25 protein-coding genes are annotated in these 24,586 nt (G+C 70.1%); 15 read left to right on the top strand and 10 right to left on the bottom strand.

The genetic code is table 11. The annotated features are described in order from the left end of the window. Window positions 1–123: 123 nt before the first annotated feature. Window positions 124–717, top strand: a complete 594-nt coding sequence (locus ACIRB1_RS25870) for an ATP-binding protein (protein ID WP_403467141.1) — start codon at window positions 124–126, stop codon at window positions 715–717. Here the strand turns inward: ACIRB1_RS25870 and ACIRB1_RS25865 are convergent. Beyond that, complete coding sequence (locus ACIRB1_RS25865) at window positions 714–1,460, bottom strand: HNH endonuclease (protein WP_403467140.1); 747 nt, start codon at window positions 1,458–1,460, stop codon at window positions 714–716. The two genes, ACIRB1_RS25870 and ACIRB1_RS25865, sit on opposite strands and share 4 nt — an antisense overlap. Window positions 1,461–1,624: 164 nt before the next feature. On the opposite strand from ACIRB1_RS25865, the gene ACIRB1_RS25860 reads away from it, so the two are divergent. After that, window positions 1,625–2,848, top strand: a complete 1,224-nt coding sequence (locus ACIRB1_RS25860; protein ID WP_403467139.1) for a DNA cytosine methyltransferase — start codon at window positions 1,625–1,627, stop codon at window positions 2,846–2,848. On the opposite strand, the gene ACIRB1_RS25855 is transcribed toward ACIRB1_RS25860, so the two are convergent. The 5 genes from ACIRB1_RS25855 to ACIRB1_RS25835 form a co-directional block, all read right to left on the bottom strand. Further along, the gene (locus tag ACIRB1_RS25855) at window positions 2,849–3,346 is read right to left on the bottom strand and encodes a very short patch repair endonuclease (RefSeq protein WP_403467138.1); all 498 of its coding nucleotides are present in this window, start codon (window positions 3,344–3,346) and stop codon (window positions 2,849–2,851) included. 9 nt (window positions 3,347–3,355) lie between these two features. Further along, window positions 3,356–4,333 (bottom strand): NaeI family type II restriction endonuclease, encoded by a 978-nt coding sequence (locus ACIRB1_RS25850; protein ID WP_403467137.1) that lies wholly within the window; start codon window positions 4,331–4,333, stop codon window positions 3,356–3,358. 28 nt (window positions 4,334–4,361) lie between these two features. After that, window positions 4,362–5,390 carry an SEC-C metal-binding domain-containing protein gene (locus ACIRB1_RS25845; RefSeq protein WP_403467136.1) on the bottom strand — a complete coding sequence of 343 codons (1,029 nt, stop codon included), beginning with the start codon at window positions 5,388–5,390 and terminating at the stop codon, window positions 4,362–4,364. A 371-nt stretch (window positions 5,391–5,761) separates the two neighbouring features. Then, a complete protein-coding gene (locus ACIRB1_RS25840; RefSeq protein ID WP_403467135.1) occupies window positions 5,762–7,027 on the bottom strand; it encodes an MFS transporter in 1,266 nt (421 codons plus the stop codon). Window positions 7,028–7,056: 29 nt separating this feature from the next. Then, window positions 7,057–8,532 (bottom strand): beta-1,6-galactanase, encoded by a 1,476-nt coding sequence (locus ACIRB1_RS25835; protein WP_403467134.1) that lies wholly within the window; start codon window positions 8,530–8,532, stop codon window positions 7,057–7,059. Between the two features lie 243 nt (window positions 8,533–8,775). Between ACIRB1_RS25835 and ACIRB1_RS25830 the strand changes: the two genes are divergently transcribed. Next, window positions 8,776–9,564 carry a class E sortase gene (locus ACIRB1_RS25830; RefSeq protein ID WP_403467133.1) on the top strand — a complete coding sequence of 263 codons (789 nt, stop codon included), beginning with the start codon at window positions 8,776–8,778 and terminating at the stop codon, window positions 9,562–9,564. 39 nt (window positions 9,565–9,603) lie between these two features. Here ACIRB1_RS25830 and ACIRB1_RS25825 read toward each other — a convergent pair whose 3' ends face one another. Continuing rightward, window positions 9,604–11,028: an MFS transporter gene (locus ACIRB1_RS25825; protein WP_403467132.1), complete on the bottom strand. Its 1,425-nt coding sequence runs from the start codon at window positions 11,026–11,028 to the stop codon at window positions 9,604–9,606. Window positions 11,029–11,095: 67 nt separating this feature from the next. On the opposite strand from ACIRB1_RS25825, the gene ACIRB1_RS25820 reads away from it, so the two are divergent. The 4 genes from ACIRB1_RS25820 (at window position 11,096) to ACIRB1_RS25805 (ending at window position 13,708) form a co-directional block, all read left to right on the top strand. Further along, the gene (locus ACIRB1_RS25820) at window positions 11,096–11,623 is read left to right on the top strand and encodes a winged helix-turn-helix transcriptional regulator (RefSeq protein WP_403467131.1); all 528 of its coding nucleotides are present in this window, start codon (window positions 11,096–11,098) and stop codon (window positions 11,621–11,623) included. A 40-nt stretch (window positions 11,624–11,663) separates the two neighbouring features. Next, complete coding sequence (locus ACIRB1_RS25815; protein ID WP_352184351.1) at window positions 11,664–11,954, top strand: DUF6412 domain-containing protein; 291 nt, start codon at window positions 11,664–11,666, stop codon at window positions 11,952–11,954. Between the two features lie 90 nt (window positions 11,955–12,044). After that, a complete protein-coding gene (locus tag ACIRB1_RS25810) occupies window positions 12,045–12,722 on the top strand; it encodes a YidC/Oxa1 family membrane protein insertase (protein ID WP_403467130.1) in 678 nt (225 codons plus the stop codon). A gap of 128 nt (window positions 12,723–12,850) precedes the next feature. Beyond that, on the top strand, window positions 12,851–13,708 hold the full coding sequence (locus ACIRB1_RS25805) for a fumarylacetoacetate hydrolase family protein (protein ID WP_352184353.1): 858 nt from the start codon (window positions 12,851–12,853) through the stop codon (window positions 13,706–13,708). Window positions 13,709–13,787: 79 nt separating this feature from the next. Here ACIRB1_RS25805 and ACIRB1_RS25800 read toward each other — a convergent pair whose 3' ends face one another. The 3 genes from ACIRB1_RS25800 to ACIRB1_RS25790 form a co-directional block, all read right to left on the bottom strand. Next, complete coding sequence (locus ACIRB1_RS25800) at window positions 13,788–14,666, bottom strand: LLM class F420-dependent oxidoreductase (RefSeq protein ID WP_403467129.1); 879 nt, start codon at window positions 14,664–14,666, stop codon at window positions 13,788–13,790. A 68-nt stretch (window positions 14,667–14,734) separates the two neighbouring features. Continuing rightward, window positions 14,735–15,253, bottom strand: coding sequence for a heme-degrading domain-containing protein (locus ACIRB1_RS25795; protein ID WP_403467128.1), 519 nt, complete (start codon window positions 15,251–15,253; stop codon window positions 14,735–14,737). Beyond that, window positions 15,250–16,335: a Gfo/Idh/MocA family oxidoreductase gene (locus ACIRB1_RS25790; RefSeq protein ID WP_403467127.1), complete on the bottom strand. Its 1,086-nt coding sequence runs from the start codon at window positions 16,333–16,335 to the stop codon at window positions 15,250–15,252. Before ACIRB1_RS25790 ends, ACIRB1_RS25795 begins: the two co-directional genes overlap by 4 nt. 725 nt (window positions 16,336–17,060) lie before the next feature. On the opposite strand from ACIRB1_RS25790, the gene ACIRB1_RS25785 reads away from it, so the two are divergent. The 8 genes from ACIRB1_RS25785 to ACIRB1_RS25750 all read left to right on the top strand — a co-directional run bounded on the left by ACIRB1_RS25785 (window position 17,061) and on the right by ACIRB1_RS25750 (window position 24,586). Then, complete coding sequence (locus tag ACIRB1_RS25785) at window positions 17,061–18,158, top strand: ROK family protein (protein WP_403467161.1); 1,098 nt, start codon at window positions 17,061–17,063, stop codon at window positions 18,156–18,158. Window positions 18,159–18,292: 134 nt separating this feature from the next. Beyond that, entirely contained in the window at window positions 18,293–19,090 is a 798-nt protein-coding gene (locus tag ACIRB1_RS25780) for a hypothetical protein (RefSeq protein WP_403467126.1), read from the top strand. Between the two features lie 87 nt (window positions 19,091–19,177). Next, window positions 19,178–19,933, top strand: coding sequence for a GntR family transcriptional regulator (locus tag ACIRB1_RS25775; RefSeq protein ID WP_352184358.1), 756 nt, complete (start codon window positions 19,178–19,180; stop codon window positions 19,931–19,933). A 156-nt stretch (window positions 19,934–20,089) separates the two neighbouring features. Further along, on the top strand, window positions 20,090–21,214 hold the full coding sequence (locus ACIRB1_RS25770) for a TIGR03364 family FAD-dependent oxidoreductase (RefSeq protein WP_403467125.1): 1,125 nt from the start codon (window positions 20,090–20,092) through the stop codon (window positions 21,212–21,214). Further along, window positions 21,211–21,906: a phosphonatase-like hydrolase gene (locus ACIRB1_RS25765; protein ID WP_403467124.1), complete on the top strand. Its 696-nt coding sequence runs from the start codon at window positions 21,211–21,213 to the stop codon at window positions 21,904–21,906. The genes ACIRB1_RS25770 and ACIRB1_RS25765 overlap by 4 nt, the downstream gene beginning before the upstream one ends. Further along, on the top strand, window positions 21,903–22,949 hold the full coding sequence (locus ACIRB1_RS25760) for an ABC transporter ATP-binding protein (protein ID WP_403467123.1): 1,047 nt from the start codon (window positions 21,903–21,905) through the stop codon (window positions 22,947–22,949). The genes ACIRB1_RS25765 and ACIRB1_RS25760 overlap by 4 nt, the downstream gene beginning before the upstream one ends. After that, entirely contained in the window at window positions 22,942–23,802 is an 861-nt protein-coding gene (locus tag ACIRB1_RS25755; RefSeq protein WP_352184362.1) for a 2-aminoethylphosphonate ABC transporter permease subunit, read from the top strand. Before ACIRB1_RS25760 ends, ACIRB1_RS25755 begins: the two co-directional genes overlap by 8 nt. Next, window positions 23,789–24,586 (top strand): ABC transporter permease, encoded by a 798-nt coding sequence (locus ACIRB1_RS25750; RefSeq protein ID WP_403467122.1) that lies wholly within the window; start codon window positions 23,789–23,791, stop codon window positions 24,584–24,586. The genes ACIRB1_RS25755 and ACIRB1_RS25750 overlap by 14 nt, the downstream gene beginning before the upstream one ends.

Below are 24,586 nucleotides of genomic sequence, written 5' to 3'. Positions count from 1 at the left end.
ACCGCCTCGCCGCCATCGAGCGCGAGACCGAAGTGGCCTGAGAGCTGAGCACGTTTATCTGTACTTGGCTGAGCACTTCAACGAGTACGCGGACACGAAGTCACCGAACCTCGACTCCGGTGCGTGTTGCCCTTTGAGGCGGCGCCGACGGAAGTGCGGCTGCTCCGGAAAGCTGCCCTGAGACAGCTGAGCCGGTGGGGAATGCCAGTTGCTGCCGACGAAGCTGAGTTGCTGGTCACGGAGCTGGCAACGAATGTCGTCAAGCATGTCGGTGAAGGTGCATCAGCGACCCTGATCCTGGAGTGGAGGGAGGAGCGGCTGCGTCTTGAGGTTCACGACAAGAGCAGGTCGGTGCCCACCCTCAAGTCCGCGGGCTGTGACGAAGAGTGCGGGCGGGGTCTTCACTTGCTCGCCGAACTGGCTACAGCTTGGGGCACTGTCGTGACCGCGGCCGGCAAAGCGGTCTGGTGCGAGATCTCGCTCTCCCCGAGCCAGGCCTGCCGCCGGATCGAGCGGGCTGTTGGCGTTCTGGAGAACTACCGGGGAGAGCGGGGCGGCGCTTTCGGCTGGGGCGGCAGGAGAGCAACGGGACTCGAAGAGTCTGCGGTCGAGCTGATCGCCGATCTGCTGCATTGGAATACTGCCAGGGGCTGTGACCCGGACGACATGCTCGATCGTGCCCAGATGCACTACGAGGCCGAGTCGGATGCGGCTTAGTGGTCGTCCTGGTCGGACTTCCGGATCTCGTCCCGAAGGGCCTCTGGTGTGCGCCAGGATTCTCCGAGATGGCTTCTGTGGCACATGCGATGGCAGTTGGCGCACAGGCATGCAAGGTCATCGAGCTTGGTCTCCCGGGTCCCGGATATGTGGAGGGGAGTGATGTGGTGGACTTCGATGTAGTCCTTGCCGAGGAGTCCGTAGGCGTCGGCGAAGTCGAAAGCGCAGACCTCGCATCGAAGAGGCATGCCGCTGCGCTGAACTGTCTGGATCTTCAGCCTGCGGAGTTTAGGGTCACGCTCGCGGGAGAGCGCCCAGCGCGTGAGGAGCCGCCCCTCGATCCCGGTGGTGCCGGTGTCGTCGGTCTCACCTGGTTGTGGCGGGATGAGGTGGAGTTCACCCGAGCCAATGCCGTTCCTGAGAGTCCGGGCCGCGTCCAACATCACCGCTTCACGCTGGATGAGTGCCGAGATCATTCGGCGCGTTGGTTCTCCGCACCGCGTCGGCTTGCCTTGGTACCCGGGGCGGTTCGAGGCGAAGTCCGAAGTCTTGCGGCTGACGCTGTCAGCGGAGCGGAAGCCCGGGAGTGCGTGAGCCTCCGGGCTGTGCAACGGCAGCGACCGGAGCAGTTCAGACAGCTCTTGGACCTCAGGGTCTCCCGTCCGCAGCTCGTGCCAGCTGTTCTCCACGACGAGGGCTCCCGCCAGGAGCAGTTCGTCCTCGGTCCACGCAGGCGTCTTCATAGGCAATATCGTATGAGTGTTCGGCGAGACGGAGGGTGCGTTCAGTGAGCTGGGGAATGTGCTGCACACTTGGCCAGGTCTCGTTGTCAGTGGGGTCTGTCACCCTCAGTGATGGTGGATTGCAAAATGTGTCTGCCGCTGCGCAAGTGTAAGGAGGGGGCATCATGACCCGCACGAACGAACCCGAGGACTCCATGCAGAAGGCCAAGGAGCCCGAGTTCACCTCGATCGAGATCTGCGCTGGAGCCGGCGGCCAGGCCATTGGGCTGCACCAGGCCGGGTTCGGCCATCTCGCTCTGGTGGAGATCGATCCGCATGCGGCTGGGACGCTGCAAGGCAACGTCGCCTCTCACCCGAAGTGGGGCTGGGAGAGGGAGAACTGTGATGTTCTTCCTCCGACAGATGTCAATGACTTCAAGCACGGAAAACACCTGGTGAAGAGTGCGGAAGTGCTTCGGCGTCGGGGACTTGATCTCCTGGCTGGCGGTGTCCCCTGCCCTCCGTTCTCGCATGCAGGCAAGCAACTTGGGAAGGACGACGAGCGCGATCTGTTTCCTCGGATGCTGGCCCTCGTCAAGGAACTAGAGCCTCGCGCCGTGATGATCGAGAACGTACGCGGAATCATGGACCCCAAGTTCGATGACTACCGTGACTCGATCAAGGCGCGGCTTCAGGGCGGCTCGTACCGGGGTGACGATGGCGAGACGGTCTGGGACGACGGGATCGGCTACGAGGTGTGCGAGTGGGACATCCTGGAGGCCAGTGACTTCGGAGTCCCACAGCTCCGCCCCCGCGCCATCCTGGTTGCATTCCGTAAGGACGTCTTGAAGGACGTCAAGTACGAGTGGCCCGCTGCAACTCATGAGGAGCACGTCAGCGTCGCCGAAGCACTGGAAGAGTCGATGCGCGCCCGGTACGAGCCGTATTTCAACGGTGCCCAGGCGAAGGTGGCTCGTGAGAAGTTCGACCGCTGGCTCGGCACCGCCCAAAAGCGCCACCTGGAACTTGTTGAGAAGGGCGGAGGCGTCGCTCCCACGTTGGTCGGCGGATCGAAGAAGCACGGGGGAGCAGACCTCGGGCCCAGCCGCGCCAAAGCCGCCTGGAAGCAACTAGGCGTCAACGGCCTTGGAGTTGCCAATGATCGCGATACCTGCCGGGAGAAGGGCACGGAGGATCGTGACCTCTTCGGTCCAAACGGCCCCATGCTCACTGTGCAGCAGGCTGCGATCATCCAGGGCTTCCCGCCTGAGTGGCAGTTCGCTGGTGGTAAGACAGCGCAGTACAGGCAGGTAGGCAATGCTTTCCCGCCTCCTGTTGCCCGGGCGGTCGGCAAGTCGATCGCTGACGTTCTGCGAGCAGCCCGTGAGCGTGACAAGCAGAAGGCGTGACTATTCCTTCTGCTTGCTCGCCCTGATTGTCGGAGCACGCCGCTTTGTGACCTCCTCGGCAATCAGCGCTGCACAGTCTGTGGAGGCTTCGTGTTCCCAGAACCGGAGAACCGTCCAGCCGGCTTCCGTCAGCCGCTGGTTAGTTTCCTGGTCGCGGGCCATGTTCCGGGCAACCTTGTCTGACCAGTAGCCGGGGTTGGTCTTTGGGGGCACGTAGTGCTCGGGGCAGCCATGCCAGTAGCAACCGTCGATAAAAACAGCAACCTTCGTCGGACGGAATACCATGTCAGCCGTCCGGCGAAAGTCTGGCAGCGGTCTGGCGGCTACCCGATAGCGCAATCCTTGCGCGTGAACCAGCCGTCGGATTAGGCGCTCAGGTTCGGTGTCGCGGCTGCGGATTGCTTGCATATTGCGGCGACGCGCAGCAGATGACGCCCATGATCCCTCCGGAGGATTCCAGGAAGGTGATCTGTCTTCCGATGCCTTCATGTTCATCATGCCGTCCATTCAGTATGCAGCAGGAGCCGCATAGTTGCCGTCGCCCTCTCGCCAGACTGCGTAATGTGCGCCGTCGATCTGCGTAGCTTGGCGTGATGAATCAGCCGCAGTGACTTCCCCTACGCGGATGGCTACCCAAGATCCCTTATCTGGAACAGGGAGGCCCAGGTCGCGCGCAATGTGCGGATGTTGCTTCATGTGGCCGAGGATCATGATGCCCTCCGGACGGAGATGGATTCGGGCATCGCGCACACGCTTCAGGCTGTCGTCCTGGCGTGCCACCGTGAGGACGGTGTTGCGGTTGACGAGACGACCCTGAACGCGGCGGAACAACTCATTCGTACGGGACTGGCCGCCGTTCCCGGTGCCGCGATGTCCAGCAAACGGTTTGAGAATGGCAATCCTTTCCGCCTCGGGAAGGTTTAGCAGGATGTTTTCGGGAAGCTTTCCGTCAGGTATGAGCCACTTGACGGCGGATCTTCCTGCCGCTGACAGAGTTCCCTTTCCGTCTCTGTTTCTCCCGAGATTCAGAAGGTCGTTCTGGATTCGTAGCAGCCCTGTTTTATAGCTGCCGTCATGGTCGTTAGCCTTTGTGAGCAGGCAGATATGGCCGTTCGCTTCGCCGGGGATAGTCCAGTTCTCTCCGATGGTGAACTTGGAATCCACGTCGTGCCCGGTTACGGAGTAATCCATGCTCCCTCCGCGCCCGAGCTCGAACTCGGAGCGGAGGATGATCTCTACCTTCGTACCCAAGTAGGTCTTTTCTGTTTTCTCAAGTTCATCGATATCGAATCGACCTGTCCGCTGACCGTCGAGTACCTCATCGATTGATTGACGAACAGCCTGGCCGAATCTCCTTTTGAGGTCTGGCTGCATTCTGAACCAGTCGAATACTTCTTGCAGACCTGAATCGTCACTGCGGAAGGTGTTCGATTTTGCGATGTTTGTCGAGGCAGCCAGGTCGCGGGAGAATAGGGAGTCTTCCAAGGGTCGCTTCCTTGAGTGAGTCAGACGTTTATTGGCTAAAAGCCCCGTGACACTCCCCATAACCTCGCCCCGACCCGCACCAACAAGAAGCCCCCCGCTGCGGCGGCCACACCACGGCCCGGCCCCGCGCAGCCAGTGTCGTCGCGTACTGCGGCAGCAGGTCCGCGTCGCCCGGTGAGGCCCCCTCCGACGCGGCGAACGCCTCGTAGGACGGGACGGTCCCGGTCACGATTCCGAGGTTCGGGGTGCCCGAGGCGGCCAGTTCCCGTAGCGAACCCTCTATCGTCGCGAGGTGCTCCTCGTGTGACGGGTACTCCGCCCTGAGGGACTCGTATGCGCTGACCAGTTCGGCCAACTCGCCCTCGGGCCAGTGCAGTACGGCCACCGGGAACGGCCGCGACAACGCTTCCCGGAACGCCCCCAGCTCCGCCCGCAGCCGCGAGATCTCGGCCTCCAGCTCGGCCGGGTTGTCGGACCCCAGTGACCACACCCGCTTCGGGTCGTGCAGCTCGTCCAGGGACACCGGTGACGCGTGCGACGTGTGCAACGTGTCCGCCAGGGTGTCCCACTCGTCGTGGGAGACGCCCAGCATGCGGCGGACGCGGTGGCGGCCGAAGAGCAACGGGTGGGTGGAGTAAGGGGGTTCGGGTACGTCGGTCAGGAGCAGGGTCGCGCCCTCCGTGAACGTCTCCTGCGCCGCCTCCAACTCGTCGTGGGACTCCAGGGACTCCGCGACGATCACCCACGGCGCCGGATCCCGCGGGGCCCCCGCGCGGATGCCGTCGATGATCGCCCTGGCCTCGGCCTCGTGGCCGTACTCCCAGAGGTTCGAGGCCTTGAGGGCCCGTACCAGATGCGGGGTTTCCAGGGAGTCCGCCGATGACAACAGGCGGTCGTAGAGCGCGGTGGCGGCGGGGCGGTCGCCGGCCAGTTCCAGATGGGCCGCGGCCTGGAGGAGCAGGGCCTCGGCGTCCTCGGGGTACAAGGCGGCGGTCCGTTCGAGGCGGGCCGCTTCGGCGGGGTGGTCGACGTTCTCGGCGGGCGTGTCGGGGCGCATGAACGACACGGTACTGCCGATGCCCGCGCGGATGGCGGCAAGGGCGGAGATATGCCCAGGTCGGCCGGTGAGAGTGGCGTGGGGGAGCGGCGAGAACGCCGGCGCGGGCCGCCCCGCGGGGAACACCGGGTGGCTTCCAGGTTTCCGCAAGTTCTACGACCGTCTCGTGTCCGCACGTTCTACGGCCGTCTCCTACTCCCGAGTTTTACGGCCACCTCGTACCCACAGGTTCTACGGCCGCCTCACCCACGAGTAGTTTTACGGCCGCTCCCTACCCCCACGTTCCCCCGAGTTTTACAGCCGCCCCGTACCCACACGTTCTACGGCCGCCTCGTACCCCCGACTTTTAAAGCCGCCCCGCACTCGACGTCCTACGGCCGCCTCGTTTCCGCGCCCCTGGTGCTTCTACGCCCCCTACCTCCCGCTGCCCCACCCGCCGGCGCCGGCGCCCTCGCCCCCGCTCCCCTCCCCCCACCCCCGGAACCCCGCGCCGCGACCCCCATAACCCCCAACCCGACCGCCACGATCCCCGCCCCGACGAACAACGGAGCCGCGTACCCGAACCCCGCGCTGATCACCAGGCCACCCGCCCACGCCCCCGCCGCGTTCCCCACGTTCGACGCGGACACGTTCGCGCTTGCCGCCAACGGCACGCCCCCCGCCGCGTCCGTCACCCGCGTGATCATCCCGGGGACCGTCGCGAAACCGAACGCACCCAGGAGGAACACCAGGATCACCGAAGCCGGGCGGCTGGCCGCCAGTGCCCCGAATAGCGCCAGCGTGGTCGCCAGGCCCGCCAGCGACACGAGCAGTGTCGCGTCACGGTTGCGGTCCGCGCCCCGTCCGCCCGCGATGTTGCCGACGACGAGTCCCGAGCCGTAGACCACCAACAGCCACGCCACATCCGCCGAGGAGAATCCCGCGACACGCGTGAAGGTGTACGCGAGGTAGCTGAACGCGCCGAACATGCCGCCGTAGCCGAGGGCCGTGGCCGTCAGGGTCAGCCAGACCTGGGTGGAGCGGAAGGCGCGTGCCTGCGCACGGAGGCCCGCCCGGACACCTCTCGCTTCCGCCCCGGCACCCCCTGGTTCCGCCCCCGCCCACCCCGGGACCAGGGCCGCGACGGCCGCCAGCGCCACCACCCCGATCGCCGTGATCGCCCAGAACGTCGCCCGCCACCCCCACCGTTCGCCGACGAGCGCGCCGAAGGGGACGCCGAGGACGTTCGCCACCGTCAGGCCGGCGAACATCGTCGCGACCGCGCGGGAGGCCCGTTCGGGAGGGACCAGGCGGCGGGCGACGAGGGAGCCGATGCCGAAGAACGAGCCGTGGCAGAGGGCGGCCACGACTCTGCCCAGCAGCATCACCCCGTACGTCGGGGCCAGCGCCGACAGCAGGTTTCCTGTGACGAACAGCGCCAACAGGGCTACCAGCACCGGCTTTTGGGGCAGACCCGCCGTCGTCGCCGTCACCGCTGTCGCGCCCACCGCGACCGTCAGGGCGTAGCCCGAGATCAGCCAACCCGCCGCGGCGGTGGACACGTTCAGGTCGCCGCTCACCTGGGGGAGCAGCCCGGCGATCACGAACTCGGTCAGGCCGATGCCGAAACCGCCGAGCGCCAGCGCGAGCAGGCCCAACCGCCCACCCGCGCGCCTGAGTTCGGCGGTCAGATCACCACCCCGTCGATCTGTAGCGTCTGCACCGCCCCTGCCGCGAACGTCGCACTCACCGTCTTGCCGCTCACGTACGTGTCCGAGTGCGCGGTGTACAGATCGCCGCCGCCGCCCGTCACCGTGTTCCAGCGCGGGACCAGTCCGCTCGAACCACCCGCCACCGTCGTGAACTTGGAGAGGTCGAAGGTCAGAGTCGTCGATGAGGAGCCGGTGTTCGCCGCCACGATCACCAGGCGCTTCGCGCTCGCGTCGTAGGCCGCCGCCGCGTAACTCACGCCCGTGTCGAGGATCGTCATGCCGGGGCGGATGTGGCGGCTGAACTGGGCCATCACGTAGTACTTCGTCTGCACCGCGCCCGCCGTGAGCGTGCTCTGGTCGTACGCGATCATCGCCCAGCCCGAACTCGGGTCCATGACCTGCCAGTACGTCCATGCCGTGGGGTGCAGCCAGCAGAAGTCGTAGAGCAGGTTGCTCGCCATCGTCAGGCCGGTGGCGTCGCTGTCGCCCGTCTCGGAGTTCCAGAGGGCCTTGCCCGCCGTCGTCACCACGTCCGTGTACAGGAGGTCCCGGCGACCGCCCGAGCCCTGGTAGCCATGGACGTTGACCCGGTTCACATACCCCTTCGTGGTCGCGCTGAAGGAGTTCCACGTCGTCCGCGCGAGGTCGTAACTCGTCTCGTCGGAGGCCGAGATCTTCGTGCTCGTCAGGCCGCGGCTGTCCAACTCGCTGCGGACGTACGGGAGTACGGCCGCCTGGACGGTCGAGTCCATGTGGCAGCCCTCCTGCGTGCCCGTCGCCGTCCACCAGCTCGACGACGGTTCGTTGAAGGCCTCGACCGTCGCGAAGTTCACGCCCCAGTTGTTCTTCGCGTAGAGGGCGACGGACGCCAGATGGGAGGCGTGCTGGCGGTAGTTCCAGGACTGGAGGTTGTTGCCGCCGCCGGACGCGCCCGAGGGGTTGTGGTTCAGACACATCCACCACATGGGGGAGTTGGCGAACAGCTCACTGGTGGCCCCGCGCGCCGTCGCCTTCACCAGCATCGCGCGCTGGGTCGCGTCCGCCGTCCACTTCCACGCCGAGGACGTGGGGTCCTCGTTGTTCCAGTCCTGCCAGTAGCCCTCGATCTGCTTGAACGCGGGGATGTTGGCGGAGGCGACCATCGACTCGCCGCTCACCGTGTTCCAGCTGCACGCGCCGAGGTTGTAGCGGGCGATGTTCAGGCCCAGGCCGGGGAGCGATTTCCCGTTGTACGTCGTCGACTTGGTGGTGAAGAAGATGTCGGCGAAGTCGTCGCGGGCGCCGAAGACGTTCGCCCACCAGGCCAGGGAGGTGCCCCAGCCCTCCCAAGTGCCGTACTTCGTGCCCGGGTTGACCGCGATCGTCGCGTCGGCCCGGGCGGTACCGGCCGCCAGGGCGGTGCCGAGGAGACCACCGCCCGCCGCGGCCAGCAGGGTTCTGCGTCGGATCATCTCTACTCCCGATTCGCTCACACGCCGGTCGTCCCACCGGCGTCGGCCATCCCCCCGGCTCGTGCCATCAGGAAGCATCGGGTGCGGTGCGTGAGGTTGTCGAGAGTTGTGACACCCCTTTCTAAAACCCGTGTACGAAGGACCGATCCACAACCCGTGTACGAAGGAGCGGACGGCCGCCATTCCCGTCAACGGGTGTCATCTCTCTGGTGAGTTCGCGAACCGGCCCTTATCGTGCGGCCCATGCGGGTCCCCGTCGTGCAGCACCACAGCCGTCGACGCCGTGCGCTGGGCCGACGCGCCCTGTGGACCGGCGGCGAGTTCCTCGTCACCGCCGGGGTGGTTCTGCTCCTGCTCGTCGTCCACCAGCTGTGGTGGACCAACCGCGAGGCGCGCCGCGGCGCCGAGCACCAGGTGCACGCCCTGGAACGGCAATGGGCGACCCAGACACCGGCACCGGCGTCGACACCGGGTGGCGCGGCCGGTACCGCTCCCTCGGCCAACACGGGTGCGGGAGGCGGCAGTTCGTCCCACCGGAGCGCGAACACGAACGCCGGAACCATCGCCGCCGCCCCGCACCGCTCCCAGGCCTACGCCATCCTCACGATCCCCCGCCTCCACCTCCGCGTTCCGATCGCGGAGGGCGTCAGCAAGCCGAACGTGCTCAACAAGGGGTACGTCGGCCACTACCCCGGCACCCAACAGCCGGGCCAGGCGGGGAACTTCGCGCTCGCCGGGCACCGCAACACCCACGGCGAGCCGTTCCGGTATCTGCCGAGCCTGCGGCTGAAGGACACCGTCCGGGTCGAGACGAGCACGGCCACCTTCACGTACACCGTCGACAAGATCCTCCCGCAGACCTCCGCCGCCGACTCCGGCGTCATCCGGCCGGTCCCGCGCTCGATCGTCAGACCGTCCTACGGCTACAGCCGACCCGGCTCCTACGTCACCCTCACCACCTGCACCCCGGAGTTCACCTCCCGGTACCGCATGGTGGTCTGGGGCACGCTCACGTCCACGCGACCCCGGTGAGCCACGGGACGCGATAAGTCCCGTACCCCACAAGCGAGTTCACGCCCGCTCCCGCAGCACGACCACGCTCACCGCGGCCACCACCGCGAGCCCCGCCGACACCACCATCGCGATGTCCGCCCCGCGCGCGAGCCCGCTCCCCGCCGATGTGGCGATCGCGATCGTCAGCGCGACCCCCGCGCAGGACCCGATGTACCGGAACGTCTGCTGCGCCCCCGACCCCATCGCCGCGCGTGCGGCCGGTACGGACTCGACGGACAGCAGCGGCAGCGCGGCGTTCAGGAGTCCGCTGCCCACGCCCGCGATCACCAGGCCCGGCAGCAGCCGTGGCCAGGAGCCGGAGTCCAGGGCGCCCAGCATCGTCAGGACGCCGGCCGCGTGCAGGAGGAATCCCAGGGCGAGTTGGTGCCGGGAGGAGACGCGGCCCGCGAGGCGGCGGGCCTGGAGGGCGACGGCGAAGGACAGGCCCGACCAGAGGAGGAACAGCCAGGCCGTGTCCATCGCGGACAGGCCGAGCGTCTGTTGCAGCAGCGCCGGCAGGAAGCTGAAGAGGCCGATCACCGCGAGGCCCGTGAACAGGCCGCTCGCGGAGGAGGCCAGGAAGGGGCGGTGGCGCAGCAGGCTCAGGTCGATCATCGGGGTCGTCCCCCGGCGCTCGACCACCGCGAAGACGCCGACCAGCACCACGGCCGCGAGCAGCAGCGAGCCCACCGGTGCCCGCAGCCAGCCGTCCCGGCCCAGGGTCAGCGCGGCGACGAGGGCGACCAGGGCCAGCCCGAAGGTGACGGCTCCGGCGAGGTCGGGGCGTCCGCCGCGCGGCGCGCGGGACTCGGACAGGGTGCGGACGCCGAGGGCGGCCACGACGAGCGCGGCGGCGCCGAGGACGCCGTAGGCCACGCGCCAGTCGGGCATCGCGCCCGCGACCAGGGGGCCGACGGCTATGCCGCCGCTGACGAAGGCGCCCCAGACGCCGGTCGCGTGCAGGCGGCCGCGCGGGGTCGGGAAGGCGTGCACGATCAGGCCCAGGCTGCTGGCCAGCAGGGCCGCGCTGGACGCGCCCTGTGCGACGCGGGTCAGGGTGAAGAGCAAGGTCGAGGACGTGAGCGCGGAGAGCGCCGTGGTGATGCCGAGCGCGAAGGTGCCGGCGAGGAAGATCCGGCGGCGGCCGTAGTCGTCGGCGAGGCTGCCGGCGACCAGGAGCAGCGCGGCCAGCCCGAGCGGGGTGCCGTTCAGGAGCCAGGCCTGGGCGGAGAGCGGGGTGTGGAGGGCGGCGGCGATGTCGGGGAGCGTGACCATCGGCGCGGTGTACGTCATGAGCGCCACGGCGGTGGCCGCGCTGGTCAGGGCCAGGGTGGCGCGGGGATGCGGCACGCCGGGGGTGGCGGTCCCGGGTGTCTCCGGCGCCTGGTGCGTCGTGGTCGTCTCGGAATCCCCGGTGAGGGTTCGTTCATTGAACCTATCCATGGGGGGTACGATAGCACCGTAGGTTCGTTCATTGAACCTTGTGTCGGAAAGTGGCTAAGGTGGAGGCATGGGACTCGGTAAGGACTACGCGGGACAGGACTGCTCGATGGCCCGGGCGCTGGAGGTGGTCGGGGAGCGCTGGACACTGCTCGTCGTCCGCGACGCCCTCTACGGCGTACGGCGCTACAACGACTTCCTCGGCCACCTCGGCATCCCGCGCGCGGTCCTCGCCGCCCGCCTCCAGGCGCTCACCGCCGAAGGCATCCTGGAGAAGCGCCGGTACCAGGAGTCCCCGCCGCGCGACGAGTACGTCATCACCGAGCGCGGGATCGCCCTGTGGCCGGTGGTGCGCTCGCTCAGCCGCTGGAAACGCGAGCAGTACGGGGAGGCCCAGCGCCGGTTCTTCCGGCACGCGGACTGCGGCACCGAACTCGGCTCCTACGGCGAGTGCCCCACCTGCGCCGTCGTCGTCCCCGTCCGGGACGTCATCATGGACCCGGGCCCCGGACTCGACCAGGACCCGGCCGATCCGGTCGGCCGGGCGCTCCTCAAACCGAGGCGACTGCTCGAACCGATCGAGGCCGATCCGGTATAACGGACGGTACGAGCACGGCAGTTGGGGGAGGGGGCGGACCATGAGGCACAGTCGGGCGATCGCCCTGCTGCTCCTGTTCCTGCTCCCGACGGTGCTGCTCGACACCGCCGGCCTCCCGGCCGCCGTCGCGCTCGCCGCGACCGGCACCGCCCTCGCCGTCTGCACCCTCCTCACCGCGCGCAGCGCCCCCGCCGTACCGCCCACCCGGGTCCGTACGGCCATCCGCGACCGGGCCCGCCGCACGGCGTTCCTGCCCCAGCGCGACCCCGACGCCTCGGGCCGCCCCCGCCCCCGAGCCCCCGGACACACCCTCCGGACGACCACCGCGTAGGCATTCCAAGAAGCCTTTCCCGCCTCCGCGCGGAGTCGTCCCGTCGCCATGCCCACTCCCGGCACGACGAGACCCACGGAGGGCTCACCCATGTCCGTTTTCGCCACCCTGGTCGAGCAACTCGCCGACCTGCTCCACCCGTTGTTCGGCGCGACCGCCGCAGCCGCCGCCATCGTCCTGTTCACCGCCCTCGTACGGCTCCTCGTGCACCCCCTGTCGCGGGCCGCGGCGCGCGGAACACGGGCGCGGGCCCGACTCCAGCCGCGCGTGGCCGAGTTGCGCGAGCGGTACGCGAAGCAGCCCGAGAAGCTTCAGAAGGCCGTACTGGAGCTGCACGCAGAGGAGAAGGTCTCCCCGTTCTCCGGAATCCTGCCGAGCCTGCTCCAACTCCCGGCGTTCTTCCTCCTCTACCGCCTCTTCTCGGGCGACGGCGACGGCGACCTGCTCTCCCACCGGCTGTTCGCCGCCCCGCTCGACGGCCACTGGGCCGACGCGCTCGCCGGGGACGGCCTGTTCGGACCGGCCGGGCTCGTCTACGTCGGCCTGTTCCTCGTTGTCGCCGCGGTCGCGACCTTCACCTACGTCCGCAACCGGCGCGCGGCAGCCGCCACCCCGGCCGGCACCGGCACCGGCGCCCTCGGCAGGGTGCTGCCCCTCCTCTCCTACGGCACGCTGATCACCGTCGCCGTCGTGCCGCTCGCCGTCGCGCTGTACGTGGTGACCAGCACGGCCTGGAGCGCCGTGGAACGGGCCGTGCTCTCCACCTGACCGGCCGCGGTGACGGTCCAGTCCGTGAACCGGGTATTGCGGACTGGACCGTGAGCTTGGAGGATCGACCAGTCCTCCGATGGCTGCACCCATCGGTCGACCGCCCGCGATCGATGGAGATGGTGAACATGAAGCTGCTGCGAGTCGGTACGGCAGGAGCGGAGCGGCCCGCGCTGCTCGACGCCGGTGGAACCCTGCGCGACCTGTCCGGCATCGTCCCGGACATCGACGGGCCCCTGCTCGCCGACACCGCCGCGCTCGGCCGGATCCGCGCCGCCGCCGACGCCGGGGAACTGCCCGCGCTCGACGCCGACGGGCTGCGGGTCGGGCCGCCGCTGGCCCGGATCGGCAAGGTCGTGTGCATCGGGCTGAACTACCACGACCACGCCCGCGAGACCGGCGCCGAGCCGCCCGCCGAGCCGGTCATCTTCTTCAAGGCGGCGGACACGGTCGTCGGGCCGTACGACACGGTGCTGGTTCCTCGCGGGTCGGTGAAGACCGACTGGGAGGTCGAACTCGCCGTCGTCATCGGGCGTACGGCCCGTTATCTGGAGTCCCACGAGGAGGCGCTCGCGCATGTCGCGGGGTATGCCGTCGCGCATGACGTGTCCGAGCGGGAGTTCCAGATCGAGCGGGGCGGGACGTGGGACAAGGGGAAGAACTGCGAGACGTTCAATCCGCTCGGGCCGTGGCTGGTGACGGCGGACGAGGTGCCGGATCCGCAGGGGCTTTCGCTGAAGCTGTGGGTGAACGGCGAGTTGAAGCAGGACGGGACCACGGCCGAGCAGATCTTCCCGGTGGCTGAAGTGGTCCGGTACGTCAGCCAGTTCATGACGCTCTATCCCGGCGATGTCATCAACACCGGGACACCCGCGGGGGTTGCTCTCGGGCAGCCCGAACCCAAGCCGTTCCTGCGGGCCGGGGATGTCGTGGAGCTGGAGATCGACGGATTGGGCAGGCAGCGGCAGGAGTTCAAGGACGCCTGAGGGGTGGGGGGTCCTGTCGGTTCGCGGGTGCGCGGCCGGGGTGGCCGGTCGCGCAGTTCCCCGCGCCCCTGAAAAACGCCTACGCCAGCAGTGAAGCGAGCTTGCGCCAGGCCTCCCTCGGGAGGTCTTCGCGGGCCTCGCCGTCCACGATCTGGAGGGCCACGTGGTCCGCGCCCGCCGCTACGAAGTCGTCGACGCGGGCGCGGATCCGGGCGTCGTCACCCCAGGCGAAGACCGCGTCGACCAGACGGTCGCTGCCGCCGTTCGTGAGATCGGCCTCCGTGAAGCCGTTGCGGAGGAAGTTGTTGGTGTAGTTCGGGAGGGTCAGGTACATGGCCAGGTACTCGCGGGCCACGGTGCGGGCCCGGGTCGGGTCCGCCTCCAGAACCACCTTCAACTCCGGGGCCAGCAAGGGGCTTTCGCCCAGGATGGCGCGGGCCTTGGCCGTGTGTTCGGGAGTGACCAGATACGGGATCGAGCCGGCCGAGCGGTCCCGGGCCAGCTCCAGGGTCTTCGGGCCCAGGGCGGCCAGCAGGCGGCGGTCGGTGGGGACCCCGGCGGTGTCCAGGGCGTCCAGATAGGCCACGAGCGCCGAGTACGGGCGGCGGTACTGGTCCGCGAGCTTCGCGTGGCTCACCCCCAGGCCGAGCAGGAAGCGGCCCGGGTGGGCCGCCTCCAACTCCGCGTAGCTCGCGGCGCTTTCGGCCGCTTCGTACTGCCAGATGCTCTGGATGCTGGTGCCCACGGTGAGCGTCGACGTCGCCTCGATCAGCGGTACGGCGTGCCGGGCGGCGCTGCTGCCGCCCAACCAGACGGCGCCGTAACCGAGTTGCTCCAACTCGGCCGCCGCTTCGGCCAGTTCGCCGCGCCGGGCCGGATCCTCGGCGCGCAGGCCCGCGCTCCAGATGCCGTAGCGCCCGACCGTCTCCCTGAGGTTCCTCGGTGTCTCGCTGCTCATCGCTGCTGTTCCCTCCGCTGTCGGGCCGTCTGCGCCTGTGGACAGTGCCAACCGGAGCCGGGTCCCGCTTAATCCCGCGGGGCGTCGTCCAGGAACTGTTCCAGCGCCGCCACCACGAAACGGTGGTCCTGCAACTGCGGCAGGCCGCTCACCGTCACCGTGCCGATCACACCGGCGCCCTCGACCCTGATCGGGAACGAGCCGCCGTGGGCCGCGTACTCGTCCGGGTCGAGGCGGGAGGAGTCCTCGAAGGTGGTGCCCTTCGCGCGGTAGCGGGTGCCGACCAGATAGGAGGCGGCACCGAAGCGCTCGACCACCTTGCGCTTGCGGTCGATCCACGCGTCGTTGTCGGGCACCGAGCCCGGCAGCGCCGCGTGGAAGAGCTGCTGGCCGCCGCGCCGGATGTCGATGGCGACCGGCGCCTGGCTCTCGCGGGCCCGCTCCACGAGGAGCAAGCCGAGGGCCCACGCGTCGTCGTAGGTGAAGTGCTGGAACACCAACCGGCGTTCCTGCGCCTCGAGTTCCTCCACCGTCGGGGTGATCTCGGGGGCGATCCGCTGGGTGATCGCGGGCTTGTGCTGGGTCACAGGGTCACCGTCACTCCGTCGCGGGCGCTGCGGCGCGCGGCTTCCAGTACGTCGAGGGCGGCAGCCGCCTCCAGGGCGGTCACCGGGTTGGGGGCGCCGTCACGCAGGGCGGCGGCGACGGCCGCGTAGTACGCGGGGTAGTCGCCGGGGAGGGTCGGCACGGGGCGGCCACCGCCGGTGAGCGGTGACTCTCCGGCGCCGACACGGCCGTAGAGCGACTCGGGTTCCTGCCCCCAGCTGTCCGACGTGCCGGGGCGCTTGCCGTCGCGCAGGTCGGCCTCCTGGGGGTCGAGGCCGTACTTGACGTAACCCGCCTTGGAGCCCAGCACGCGGAAACGCGGGCCCAGTTGGGCGGTCGTCGCGGAGACGTACAGGTGGGAGCGGACGCCGTTGGTGTGGGTCAGGGCGAAGAACGTGTCGTCGTCCGTCTCCGCGCCCGGGCGGCGGATGTCCGACTCGGCGTACACCGAGGCGGCGGGGCCGAAGAGGGCCAGGGCCTGGTCCACGACGTGGCTGCCGAGGTCGTAGAGGAGACCTCCGATCTCTGCCGGGTCGCCGGACTCGCGCCAGCCGCCCTTGGGCTGGGGGCGCCAGCGCTCGAAACGGGACTCGAAGCGCCAGACGTCGCCCAGCTCGCCCTCGGCGATGAGCTTGCGGAGGGTCAGGAAGTCGTTGTCCCAGCGGCGGTTCTGGAAGACCGAGAGGAGCAGGCTGTGCTGCTCGGCGAGGGCCGCCAGCTCACGGGCCTCGGCGGCGGTGCCCGCGATCGGCTTGTCCACGACGACCGGGAGACCGGCCTTCAGGGCCGTCGTCGCGAGCGCCACATGCGTCTTGTTCGGGGACGCGATGACGATCAGGTCCAGGTCGTCGGCGCGGGCGAACAGGTCGTCGGGGGTCGCGACGGTGCGCACGTCCGGGAACTCCGCGCGGGCCTGCTCCTGCCGCTCCGGGTTCGAGGTGACGACCGTGTCGAGGGCGAGGCCCTCGGTGGCGGCGATCAGCGGGGCGTGGAAGACCGAGCCGGCGAGACCGTACCCGACGAGTCCGACGCGGAGGGGTGTGCGAGTCGTACGTCCAGTCATGCCCTCCACTTTCGCAACGCTGTTGCCAAAGTGCAAGTGGTGGGGAGAATGGGTGTGTGGACAACAGGGCGCGGGGCGGGGCAGAGGCGGGGGCGAGGACAGGGATGGGGTCGCCGGGTGCGGGTGCGGGTGCGGGTGGGAGTGCGGAGACGGGTGGAGCTGCGAGCGAGGGTGTGATGGCGGGCAGGGGTGCGAGCAAGGGTGTGGTGGCGGGCCGGGGTGTGAGTGCGGTGGGGGCGAATCTGCTGGCCCTGCGCAGTCACAACACCGCGCTGGTCCTCGACCTGCTGCGGACGGCCGGTACGGACGGGATCAGCCGCCTCGAACTCGCCGACCGCACCGGGCTCACCCCGCAGGCCGTCAGCAAGATCACCGCTCGGCTGCGGGACTCCGGCCTCGCGGCGGAGGCGGGGCGCCGCGCGTCCACCGGCGGCAAGCCGCGCACGGTTCTGCGGCTGGTGCCGGGGGCCGGGCACGCGGTGGGGGTGCATCTGGACCGCGATGAGCTGCGGGTGGTGCTCGTGGATCTCACGGGGGCGGTGGTGGGGGAGCGGAGGGCGCCGCTGGATCTGGGGGCGGGGGCCGGGGTGGTCGTGGAGGCGGTGGCTCGGGAGGTCGAGGGGCTGATGGGGGGTGCGGTCGGAGGCTCGGCGGTGCGGGGGGCGGCGGGGTCGGGCGGGGATGTGGTGGTCCGGGGCGGGGAGGGGGCGGTCCGAGGCCCGGCGGTGCGAGGGGCGACTGGGCCGGCCCGGGAGGCGGTCGGGGACCCGGTGGTCCGGGGTGCGGAGGCGCTTGCCGGGGATGCGGATGAGGAGCCGGTGGTCCGGGAAGCGGCGAGGGCGGTTGGAGGCTCGGGGGTGCGAGGGGCGGAGGGGCTCGCGCAGGATGCGGACGAGGACTCGGTGGTCCCGGACGCGGCGAGGGCGGTTGGAGACTCGGGGGTGCGAGGGGTGGACGGGCTCGCCGGGGATGCGGACGGGGACCCGGTGGTCCTGGAGGCGGAGGCGCCTGCCGCGGATGCGGACGAGGAGCCGGTAGATCGGGAGGCGGAGGAGTCGGTCGGAAGCCCGGCGGTGCAAGGAGCGGCGGGATCGGCCGAGGGCGCGGTCGCGGACCCAGTGGGCCAGAGTGCCCAGCCACCGTCCCTCGGCCAAGCCCGGAATCTGCTTGGCGTCGGTGTTGCCCTTCCCGGTCCCCTGGATCACGCCCACGGCATCCTGCACCGCGTCACCGGGTTTCCCGAGTGGGACGGGTTTCCCTTGCGGGATGCGTTGGCTCGGCGGCTCGGGGTGACTGTGGTCGTGGACAAGGACACGAACGCCGCCGCGTTGGGGCTGGCCGTGGCCGGGGAGGGCGGGTCCTTCGCGTATCTGCATCTCGGGACCGGGCTCGGCGCCGGGCTGGTGATCGGCGGGGGTGTGCACAGGGGCGCGCGGACCGGGGCCGGGGAGTTCGGGCACCAGGTCATCCAGCTGGACGGGCCGCCCTGCGACTGCGGGAACCGGGGCTGTATCGAGGCCCTGTGCCTGGCCGCCGTAGCGCGAGGCGACCTGGACGAGGCGGCGCGGGTGCTCGGTGCGGGGGCCGCGAATCTCGTGGGCCTGCTCGACATCGACCTCGTGCTGCTGGGCGGCCGTACCGTCGCCGCCGACCCGGAGCCCTTCGTGCGGGGAGTCGCCGCCGTCCTGGACGCGCAGGCCCGGCGCGAGGGCGCCCGCGAGGCCGCCGTACCCGTACGGGTCGCCCCCGGAGGGGCGCGCGGGGTCGCGGAGGGGGCGGCGCAGTTGCTCCTCGGGCCGCTGTTCGGACGGGCGGACGGGTAGCGGGCGGCAGGGGCCGGCGGAAGCGCACGCCTCCGCCGAACAGGCGTCCCCACGCGCCCGTTCGAGGCATTCGCGGCCCCCGCCCGGCACGGCAGCCCCGATCCACCGCACCGGTCCGGCACGCTCATGTGCTTATGCGACTGCCCCTGAGACCGCGCACCCCACTGCGCACATCCCTGTCCCTCTGCCTCGCGACAGCCGCCCCCCTCCTCGTCACCGCCGTACCACCCGCCCACGCGGCGGCGGCCGTCCCCGCCTGCGCCGCCCCCGGCGCCCACGCCTTCCCCCTCACCACCCGCATCCACGACGGCCCCGACTCCTATCCGGCCGGCGGCGGCTACGGCACCTGGTATCTCGACCTCACCAACACCACCGCCCGCCGCTGCACCGCGATCCACCCGGTCGTCGTCCTCGTCGACCAGCACCGCGCCCTGAAACCGTCCCAGCCCAGGCTCGACTTCTACGACGGCACCCGCGCCCGCCCCCACCCGGTCCACTTCGACCGGACCGACGAGGCCGAACTCGTCGGCGCCTTCGACGACGGCTTCCCGGGTTTCACCGTCGACCCCGGCAAGACCCTCACGGTGAAGGTGCGGCTCGCGCTCGCCCCGGACACCGCGGCGAACGAGATCACCGTCAACGCGGCCGTCGTACAACGGCATGCCGACGACGGCGACTGGGTCGGCCAGTCGAACGACTACCGCTTCGACGTCGAACCCGCCGAGCCCGCCGATACGGAGAGCGCCCCCACGGCCACCTCCCCGGCAAGCCCCGTACCGTCCGCCGCCCCCTCGCCCTCCGCCGAAGGGGACCTCTCCTTCGCCGACGAACTCGCCCGCACCGGCATCGGCACCGAACACCTCGTCCTCGCCGCCACCTCCGTCCTGCTCATCACCACCGGCGCCCTGCTCGTGGCCCGGAGACGCCGCTAGGGCCTGTCCGGCGGGCCTTGTCGCGGACTTGAGGCCTGGCACGTCCTCCCTCACTGCCCAACCGGTCGCTTCTGCGACGATCTCCGTGTGGACTACCCCAACGACCAGGCCCCCGGCGCCCCCGTCCGCTCCGGCATCCCGGAGCACGGCCGTATCCCGAAGTACTACGCGGTGAAGGCCCGAATCGCCGTGCTCCTCGACGAGTTGGGGGAGGGCGGCCTGATCCCGACCGAGCGCGACCTCTCCGAGCGGTTCGAGGTCGCCCGCGAGACCGTGCGGCAGGCGCTGCGCGAACTCGTGCTGGAGGGCAGGCTGCGCCGGCAGGGCCGGGGCACGGTCGTCGCCGGTCCCAAGCTGGAGCAGCCGCTGTCCCTGGCCAGCTACACCGAGGGCGTACGGCGGCAGGGGCGCACCCCGGGCCGCAGCCTCGTCACCCTCGACCGCTTCCCCTGCACCGACGCCCTCGCCGCCGAGACCGGGCTGACCCGGGGCGAACCCGTCTGGCATCTGGAGCGTGTCCTGCTCGCCGACGACGAGCGCGTGGGTCTCGAAAGCACCTACGTCTCCGTCGCCCGGGTCCCGCACCTCGACACCGACTTCGAGCCCGACTCCTCCTTCTACGGCTACCTCAACGCGCGCGGCATCCACTTCGGCGACGCCGACGAACGCATCGAGACCGTGCTCGCCACCCCGCGCGAGGCCCTGCTCATCGGCACCCCGCCCGCCCTTCCGATGCTGCTGATCCACCGGGTGTCCCGGGACACGGAGGGGCAGCCGCTGGAACGGGTGCGGGGCCTGTACCGGGGCGACCGCTTCTCCTTCACCACCCATCACCGAGGCTGACGAACAGGCGGGCCCCGGAGGCCGATGAAGACACCTCCGGAGCCGCTCCTATTGTCACGGATAGATAAAGGGTCTAGCCCAAACGTGATGGGTCGTTCACGCTTTCGTCGGGAGCCGGACCTTTCCGGTTCCCGGATCCGGAGGAGCGTGACCGTCGTGAGAGTGACAGTCGTCGGAGGCGGCGTGGTGGGAACCATGCACGCCTGGCAAGCGGTGGAACGCGGCCATGAGGTCGTACAGATCGAGCGCGAGGCGGAGGCTCGCGGTGCTTCGTTGCGCAACTTCGGCCAGATCTGGGTGAGTGGCCGCGCCGGCGGTGAGGAACTCGAAACCGCCCTGCGCGCACGGGAGTTGTGGGAGGAGATCGGCACCCGCGTCCCCGGGCTCGGCTTCCGGGCCAACGGGTCGCTGACCCCGGTCAGGGGCGACCGCGAACTCGCCGTCGCCGAGGCCGCCGTAGCGCGGGAGGACTCTGCCGCGCGCGGCTACAAGCTCCTCACCCCTGCCGAGGCCCGCGCCGTCAACCCCGCCCTGCGCGGCGACTTCACCGCCGCCCTGTACTGCGAGCGCGACGCGGCCGTCGAACCCCGTACCGCCCAACTCGCCCTGCGCGCCGAGCTGTCGAAGTCCCCGAACTACACCTTCCTGCCGGGCCGCGAGGTCCGCGAAGTCATCGGCGAGCACGCGGTCCGCGACGACCACGGGGACGTGCACGCCTCCGACACGGTCGTGCTGTGCACCGGCGCCTGGCTCAGCGGGCTCGTCCGCGAACTCGCCGGGCCCGAACTCCCCGTCCGCCGCGTCCGGTTGCAGATGATGCAGACCGACCCGCTCGGCGAACCCCTCACCACCTCGGTCGCCGACGCGGACAGCTTCCGCTACTACCCCGCCTACCGCGGCCGGGCCCTGGACCGGCTCAACGCCGAACAGCCGCAGTCGCCGACCCCGGCCGCCCACGCCATGCAACTCCTCATGGTGCAGCGCGCCGACGGCGGACTCACCATCGGCGACACCCACGAGTACGAGCACCCCTTCGCCTTCGACACCACCGAGGCCCCCTACGACCATCTCGCCGAGGTCGTCGAGTCGTTCCTCGGCCGCTCCCTCCCGAAGATCCGCCGCCGCTGGGCCGGCGTGTACGCGCAGTGCAACGACCCCGCCCGTGTCGTCCACCGCCAACAGGTGCGCGACGGCGTCTGGCTGGTCACCGGACCGGGCGGCCGTGGCATGACCTGTTCCCCGGCGATCGCCGAGACCACCGCGAACGAACTGGACTGGTGACCCCCGTGACCTCCCTCCTGAACCCCACGACACCCGACATCCGTCTCGTCGTCCTCGACATGGCCGGCACCACCGTCGCCGACGGCGGTCTCGTCGAGGAGGCGTTCACGGCAGCCGCCCGGCACATGGGCGAAGAACCCGCCGGCATGCTCGACTACGTCCGCGCCACCATGGGCGAGTCCAAGATCTCCGTCTTCCGCCACCTGTTCGGCGAGGAGACCAGGGCCCAGGACGCCAACAAGGCCTTCGAGGCGGCGTACGCCGACCTCGTCGACGGCGGCCGGGTCGCCGCCCTGCCCGGCGCCCGCGAGACCATCGAGACCCTCAGGTCCCAGGGCCGCACGGTCGTGCTGACGACCGGCTTCGCCCGCGCCACCCAGGACGCGATCCTCGCCGCGCTCGGCTGGCGAGACCTCGCCGACCTCACCCTGTGCCCCGCCGACGCCGGCGGCCGGGGACGCCCGTACCCGGACATGGTCCTGACCGCCTTCCTGCGTACGGCGGTCGCCGACGACGTACGGCAGACGGCGGTCGTCGGCGACACCTCCTACGACATGCTCAGCGGGGTCCGCGCGGGCGCCGGTCTGGTCGCCGGCGTGCTGACCGGCGCCCATGACGCGGACGCGCTGCGGGCGGCCGGGGCGGGCCATGTCCTCGACGGAGTAGGACAGTTGCCCGGAGTCCTCGCATGACGAACGGCATCCGCTTCGACTCGGTCAGCGTCGCCTACGACGGCACCGTCGTCCTCGACGCCCTCGACCTCACCGTCGAACCCGGCGAGGTCATGGCCCTGCTCGGACCGTCCGGCTCCGGCAAGACCACGGCGTTGCGGGCGGTCGCGGGGTTCGTACGGCCGGTGTCGGGGCGGGTGTTCCTCGGGGGCCGTGACGTCACCGACCTGCCGCCGTACCGGCGGGGTGTCGGCATGGTCGTCCAGCAGTACGCGCTCTTCCCGCACCTGCGCGTCGAGGACAACGTGGCCTTCGGGCTCAGGGCGCGGAAGGTGCCGCGGGGGGAGATCCGTACCCGGGTCGCCGAGGCGCTGGAGATGGTCGGCATGGGGGAGTACGCCCGGCGCCATCCACGGGAGTTGTCCGGCGGGCAGCAGCAACGGGTGGCCATCGCCCGGGCGTTGGCCATCCGGCCCGGGGTTCTGCTGCTCGACGAACCCCTCTCCGCGCTCGACGCGCGGCTGCGGTCCGGGATGCTCGCCGAACTCGCCAGGCTGCACCGTGAGTTGCCCGAGGTGTCGATCCTCTACGTCACCCACGACCAGGTCGAGGCGCTCACGCTGGCCGACCGGATCGCCGTCATGGACCGGGCCCGGCTCCAGGAGTGCGGGACACCGCGCGAGCTGTACCGGGCGCCCAGGAGCGAGTTCACGGCGTCCTTTGTCGGCAGTGCGAATCTGCTGCCGGTGAGGGTGGGGGAGCGCGGGGTGTTCCTCGGGGAGCGGCGGGTCGAGGTGCGGGGGGCCGTATCCGGCGGTGAGGCGACCTTGTGTGTACGGCCGCATCTCGTCGGGCTCGGCGACGGGCCCAATCAACTCGCCGGTGTCGTAAGGGAGATCCAGTGGCGCGGAACCACGCATCGGCTGTACGTCGAGGTGGACGGGCGGCGAGTCATGGCCGACGTACCGGAGTTGAAGAAGCCGCCTGTGCACGGGGACGCGGTGACGTTGCATTTCGCGCCGGAGGACGCGGTGTTGCTGTCCGCCGGAGCCGGCGATGAGTGAGGTCGTTCGTCGGGCGCGGACCGGTGGGGGCCTGTCGCGCCCACGCGGCGGTAGCCGCACATCACCTACAGCCCCGCGCTCCCTGGGTATCGCCCTGCTGCCCGTTGCCGTCCTCGGCCTGTTCTTCCTCTACCCCCTGGCCCTCGTCTTCCGGCAGTCCATCCACCCCGACTCCGGCGGAACCTCCTTCCAGGCCTACTCCGACGTCTTCGCCTCGGAGCTGTTCCGCACCGCCCTGTGGACCACCGTCTGGATCGCCGTCGTCTCGACCATCGGGTGTCTGGTCCTCGGGTTCGCGCTGGCGCTGATCATCGCCTTCGTCCCCTTCCCCGGGGCCCGGGCCGTCGCGCGGTTCATCGACGTCTATCTCTCCTTTCCCTCCTTCCTGATCACGCTCGCACTGCTCTTCATCTACGGCACGACCGGCATCGTCGGGTCGTTCCAGTTCCTCGCCACGCCGTGGGGGGTGCTGCTCGCGGAGGTCACCTACTTCACGCCGTTCGTGATGCGGCCGCTGCTCGCCGCGTTCTCGCAGCTGGACACCGCGCAGTTGGAGGCGGCCAGTTCGCTCGGGGCGCGGGCTCCCCGCATCATCCGGCAGGTGATCCTGCCGGAGGCGCTGCCCGCGCTCGCCGCCGGCGGAAGTCTCGTCCTGGTCCTCTGTCTGAACGAGTTCGGGATCGTGCTGTTCACCGGCGCCAAAGGGGTCACGACGCTCCCCATGCTCGTCTACGGCAAGGCGATCCTGGAGTCGGACTACCCGGGCGCGTGTGTGGTCGCCGTCGTCAACGTCCTCATATCCGTGGGGCTCTACGGTCTGTACCGGGTGGTGAGCCGTCGTGCTGGTGCATAGCCGCAAGGCGAAGTGGGCCGTGTGGCTGGTCTTCGCCCTGCTCTTCCTGCCGCTCTTCGCGCTGCCCCTGCTCGTCGTCCTCGGGGCGTCGTTCGCCACCAACTGGTCCGGGGTGCTGCCTTCCGGGTTCACCGCCTCCCACTACTCCGCCGCCACCCGGGGCGAGTCCCTCCAGGCGCTCACCACCAGCCTGGTCACCGCGCTCACCGCGAGCTTGCTGGCGCTGGGCATCGGGACCTGGGCCGCGCTCGCCGCCGCCGGGCTCGGGAAACGTCAACGCCGGGTGATGGACGCCCTGTTCGTGCTTCCGGTGGCCGTGCCCTCCGTGGTGGTCGGGCTGGCGATCCTCGTCGCGTTCTCCGAGCCGCCGATGCTGCTCAACGGCACCTGGTGGATCGTGATCCTCGCCCACACCGTGCTCGTGACCGCCTTCGCCCACCAGTCCGTGTCCGCCGCGATCGTCCGGCTCGACCCGGCCTACGAACAGGCCGCCGCCTCCCTCGGCGCCCGGCCGCTGTACGTCCTGTGGCGAATCCGGCTGCCGCTGCTGCTGCCCTCGCTCACCGCCGCCGTAGGACTCTGCTTCGCCCTGTCCATGGGGGAGTTGAGCGCCACCGTGATGCTCTATCCGCCCGACTGGACCACGCTTCCGGTCCTCGTCTACTCGGCCACCGACCGCGGCGCCCTGTTCGCCGGGTCCGCGCTCGCCGTGGTCCTCATGACGGCGACCCTGCTCGTCCTGCTCGTCGTCTCCCGGGTCCGCACCCGGGCCTCGTACCGCTGA

The sequence above is a fragment of the Streptomyces sp. NPDC096013 genome (assembly GCF_044763565.1).
Classification (GTDB): Bacteria; Actinomycetota; Actinomycetes; order Streptomycetales; family Streptomycetaceae; genus Streptomyces.
Note: the sequence above shows the minus strand (reverse complement) of the source record. Positions and strands in the feature narration are given on the sequence as shown.

Excerpts from the sequence above, each read along its gene's own strand:
- ACIRB1_RS25865 (WP_403467140.1), bottom strand. The coding sequence starts at position 1,460 with ATGAAGACGCCTGCGTGGACCGAGGACGAACTGCTCCTGGCGGGAGCC.
- ACIRB1_RS25860 (WP_403467139.1), top strand. The coding sequence starts at position 1,625 with ATGACCCGCACGAACGAACCCGAGGACTCCATGCAGAAGGCCAAGGAG.
- ACIRB1_RS25855 (WP_403467138.1), bottom strand. The coding sequence starts at position 3,346 with ATGATGAACATGAAGGCATCGGAAGACAGATCACCTTCCTGGAATCCT.
- ACIRB1_RS25845 (WP_403467136.1), bottom strand. The coding sequence starts at position 5,390 with ATGCGCCCCGACACGCCCGCCGAGAACGTCGACCACCCCGCCGAAGCG.
- ACIRB1_RS25835 (WP_403467134.1), bottom strand. The coding sequence starts at position 8,532 with ATGATCCGACGCAGAACCCTGCTGGCCGCGGCGGGCGGTGGTCTCCTC.
- ACIRB1_RS25830 (WP_403467133.1), top strand. The coding sequence starts at position 8,776 with ATGCGGGTCCCCGTCGTGCAGCACCACAGCCGTCGACGCCGTGCGCTG.
- ACIRB1_RS25825 (WP_403467132.1), bottom strand. The coding sequence starts at position 11,028 with ATGGATAGGTTCAATGAACGAACCCTCACCGGGGATTCCGAGACGACC.
- ACIRB1_RS25820 (WP_403467131.1), top strand. The coding sequence starts at position 11,096 with ATGGGACTCGGTAAGGACTACGCGGGACAGGACTGCTCGATGGCCCGG.
- ACIRB1_RS25815 (WP_352184351.1), top strand. The coding sequence starts at position 11,664 with ATGAGGCACAGTCGGGCGATCGCCCTGCTGCTCCTGTTCCTGCTCCCG.
- ACIRB1_RS25810 (WP_403467130.1), top strand. The coding sequence starts at position 12,045 with ATGTCCGTTTTCGCCACCCTGGTCGAGCAACTCGCCGACCTGCTCCAC.
- ACIRB1_RS25805 (WP_352184353.1), top strand. The coding sequence starts at position 12,851 with ATGAAGCTGCTGCGAGTCGGTACGGCAGGAGCGGAGCGGCCCGCGCTG.
- ACIRB1_RS25800 (WP_403467129.1), bottom strand. The coding sequence starts at position 14,666 with ATGAGCAGCGAGACACCGAGGAACCTCAGGGAGACGGTCGGGCGCTAC.
- ACIRB1_RS25790 (WP_403467127.1), bottom strand. The coding sequence starts at position 16,335 with ATGACTGGACGTACGACTCGCACACCCCTCCGCGTCGGACTCGTCGGG.
- ACIRB1_RS25780 (WP_403467126.1), top strand. The coding sequence starts at position 18,293 with ATGCGACTGCCCCTGAGACCGCGCACCCCACTGCGCACATCCCTGTCC.
- ACIRB1_RS25760 (WP_403467123.1), top strand. The coding sequence starts at position 21,903 with ATGACGAACGGCATCCGCTTCGACTCGGTCAGCGTCGCCTACGACGGC.
- ACIRB1_RS25755 (WP_352184362.1), top strand. The coding sequence starts at position 22,942 with ATGAGTGAGGTCGTTCGTCGGGCGCGGACCGGTGGGGGCCTGTCGCGC.